We start from the raw sequence: 2,935 nt of genomic DNA, 5'->3' as shown, positions 1-2,935 counted from the left end.
GCAAAATCTTCTGGTAGAGGAAGTTGCGCAAGAGTATTAAATGCTTCTAAAATTTTAGCAAGCTCTGCTTGGTAAGTAGAAATCTCTTCTTCGGTAAGATATAATCTACCTAATTCAGCAATACGTTTAACGGTTTCACGAGAAAATTCTGTTGCCATATTAGAAAAATCCTTTCAAAGCCTTCAAATAGAACAAATTGACAAAGTAATCTGATAGAAGCATTGAATCAACTATCAAATGCAATTAAGGATAAAAATGACTCGTTTAAATTGGAGACACTCATGAGAATTGCAATATCAGGACATAGTGGCTGCGGAAACTCAACAGCAACAACAAATGTAGGGAAAGCCCTACAGTTAAAAATAGTAAACTACACTTTCCGCGATTTAGCGCGAGATCTTTCTGTTAATTTTGAGGAATTGCACAAAGAAGCATCTACAAATCTAATTTATGACTATTTAACTGATCTTACTTTAATAAGAAACGCGGTTTCTAACGAAAATATTGTCATAGGGACAAGGTTGGCTGCTTGGTTAATGGATGCCGAACTTCGTATCTGGTTACAAGCCCCTCTAGAAGCCCGCGCCTCTAGAATAAATCGTCGTGAAACCGAAAAAGAATCCTCATATGAACAAGTTTTGTATAAAACTTTAAAACGTGATGAACAAAATAGAAAAAGATATCTCCGTCTTTATGGCCTAGATATTGAAGATCATAGCGATTTTGATATTACAATTAATACCGAAAAACTTACTGCAGACCAGGTTTCAAGCCTTATTGTAGCTGCCGCTAAATGGGCTAAGAAAAGCCAATTAGAAAGAAAAAACCTACATTTAGCTCGGATTCAAGAAATTATTGCAGAAAATCTCCAAATTCCGCTTGAGGCTGTTCAAAATCCAAAATACAAAATCAATATTGCTGATATATTTCATAAACTAAAACGCGTTAAATAATTTTATAAAATTAAAAAAATCAGCAATAATTAAAAACACACATCCAATAAATCAATATTAACATAACTTTATATTCATAATTTAAATATATTTTTTTCATTTTTTGTTTATTAATATCCATTCAATTATACAGATGTTTTTATTTAATCTTAATATTTTTTGTTTATTTACATTATTTATTCTTTAATTTAATATATATTTTATATATTAAATTTTTAAAATATTCATTTACAAATAATTAAATTTAAATTACATAAATCAACGCTGCTTTTATTTATAATAACTTTTTCTTTAAGGATTTACAAAACTATGAAACTAGTATCAATATTTGCAAAATTAGCAATTTTTATCAATTTAATTACCACATCTTTATTAGCATTTTCAAATGAAAACTCAAATACAAATGAAAGTGCCATTAAAAATGGAGATGTTACGGTTAATTTTGTTGCAGGAACTGCTTTTATGGCTAGTGTTTGTACAGATTCAGGTTGTTCATCTTTTAAATTCGTTGGACAATCTGTAAAAGTTCCATTATCCGAAGGGCAAGATGTATGCGTAAGTATCTATATTTTACCTGGAGTAAGTACTGATGTTTACTTTAAAAAATTAAATGACAAAAATGATACTATCAATTTTTGGGGAATGACTGCTTCTGAGCATTTTAACTACACAGAAAATGTTGAGTTTAAATTAAGAGATTCAAATCATGGATTTGCTAATGCATATTGCCGTTACTTAAATTATAAAAAATAATAATTTAATATTATAAGATAAAAAAGATTCCAGACAAAAAAGCAAATCCATTATCACTAAATTTATTTTAAAATATCCTTATTAAAATCAACCGTATCAATTAATATACTATTATAATAAATAAACCACAATATTTTATTGTTATTGTACATTTACAATTAAAAATTAATTAAATATATTTAAAAAATGAACTCTAAATTTTTTTTAGAGTTTTTATTTAAATTTTGAAAGGGTTAATATGTTAAAAAAAATGAACTCTTAAATAAAATTGTATTTTTCTTAACATTGCTTTCAAATCAAGCATTCAGTTATTTCGAATATAAACCTGATTATTTTAAATATATAAATTTTCCAGATTCATTTCAAATAAAAAATGAAAATATTACAGTTACTGTTATCGATTCTGAAATTGCGAACTTAAAAGAACTTAATGTCATAAATAAAGAGTATTTTATTTTAAATTATCAAAAATCTAAAGATAAAGATGATCCTTTTCATTTACATGGAACTGCCATGGCATCTATCATTGGATCAAAAAAATTTAGAGGCAGAGAAGAATCTTATATTGGCATATTTCCAAACGTAAAAATTATCAACCGAATAGCAATGCCTAATGGAGGATATCCTTTATCCATATTAGAGGCAGCAAGTGAAGCTATTTTTTCAGAAAATGAATTTATTATAAATATTTCGGGAGCTGATGTAGGAACTAAAAATGCGAATGAGTGGAATGATCTCTTAAATAAAGTGGGAGATAAAAATAAAGTTTTAATCATTGCTGCTGTTGGAAATGATCAAAGAGATATCAGAACAACGCAACCTGATAAACAATATTGGCCTGCAGCTTACAACCCAAGAAATAAAAAAAATAAATTAAATGATCCTGTAATTCGTGTTGCCGCGGTTTCTTTTGAAAATAAATTACCTGAGCTTTTTATTACTCAAAGAGGTACGGGATCTCGTTACGGAAAAGGACGGGTAGATATTGGGGCTCCTGGTTATAGTATTCCATTTTTAACAGATGATCATGAAGTAAAAATTGCAAATGGTACATCTGAATCCGCAGCAATTGTATCTGGCGTTATTGCAATCATGAAAAGTTGTATTTCAGACGCAAGTGCTAGTTAAAGTGATTCCTTTTGGTGGACAATATGCTATGAACTTAGGCGTTCATATAGAAGGGTTGTCCAATGTTAAAGAAGAAATCAGTTAAAAGTCAATATTCTCTT

The 2,935-nt window shown here is 28.5% G+C and carries 3 protein-coding genes; all 3 read left to right on the top strand.

Annotation, left to right across the window (positions count from 1 at the left end):
• Nucleotides 1-281 precede the first annotated feature (281 nt).
• The 3 genes from cmk (at nt 282) to ACIQ56_RS16295 (ending at nt 2,834) form a co-directional block, all read left to right on the top strand.
• Nucleotides 282-953: a (d)CMP kinase gene (gene cmk, locus ACIQ56_RS16305; protein ID WP_397602096.1), complete on the top strand. Its 672-nt coding sequence runs from the start codon at nt 282-284 to the stop codon at nt 951-953.
• 309 nt (nt 954-1,262) lie between these two features.
• On the top strand, nt 1,263-1,706 hold the full coding sequence (locus ACIQ56_RS16300) for a hypothetical protein (RefSeq protein ID WP_397602095.1): 444 nt from the start codon (nt 1,263-1,265) through the stop codon (nt 1,704-1,706).
• Nucleotides 1,707-1,991: 285 nt separating this feature from the next.
• Nucleotides 1,992-2,834: a S8/S53 family peptidase gene (locus ACIQ56_RS16295; RefSeq protein WP_397602094.1), complete on the top strand. Its 843-nt coding sequence runs from the start codon at nt 1,992-1,994 to the stop codon at nt 2,832-2,834.
• Nucleotides 2,835-2,935: the final 101 nt, after the last annotated feature.

The sequence above is a fragment of the Silvanigrella sp. genome (assembly GCF_044369315.1).
Classification (GTDB): Bacteria; Bdellovibrionota_B; Oligoflexia; order Silvanigrellales; family Silvanigrellaceae; genus Silvanigrella.
The sequence above is the reverse complement of the archived record's forward strand: the minus strand, read 5'-3'. Positions and strand labels throughout refer to the sequence as shown.

What these genes read in the sequence shown, in the direction of transcription:
- ACIQ56_RS16300 (WP_397602095.1), top strand. Translation starts at nt 1,263, where the DNA reads ATGAAACTAGTATCAATATTTGCAAAATTAGCAATTTTTATCAATTTA.
- cmk (WP_397602096.1), top strand. Translation starts at nt 282, where the DNA reads ATGAGAATTGCAATATCAGGACATAGTGGCTGCGGAAACTCAACAGCA.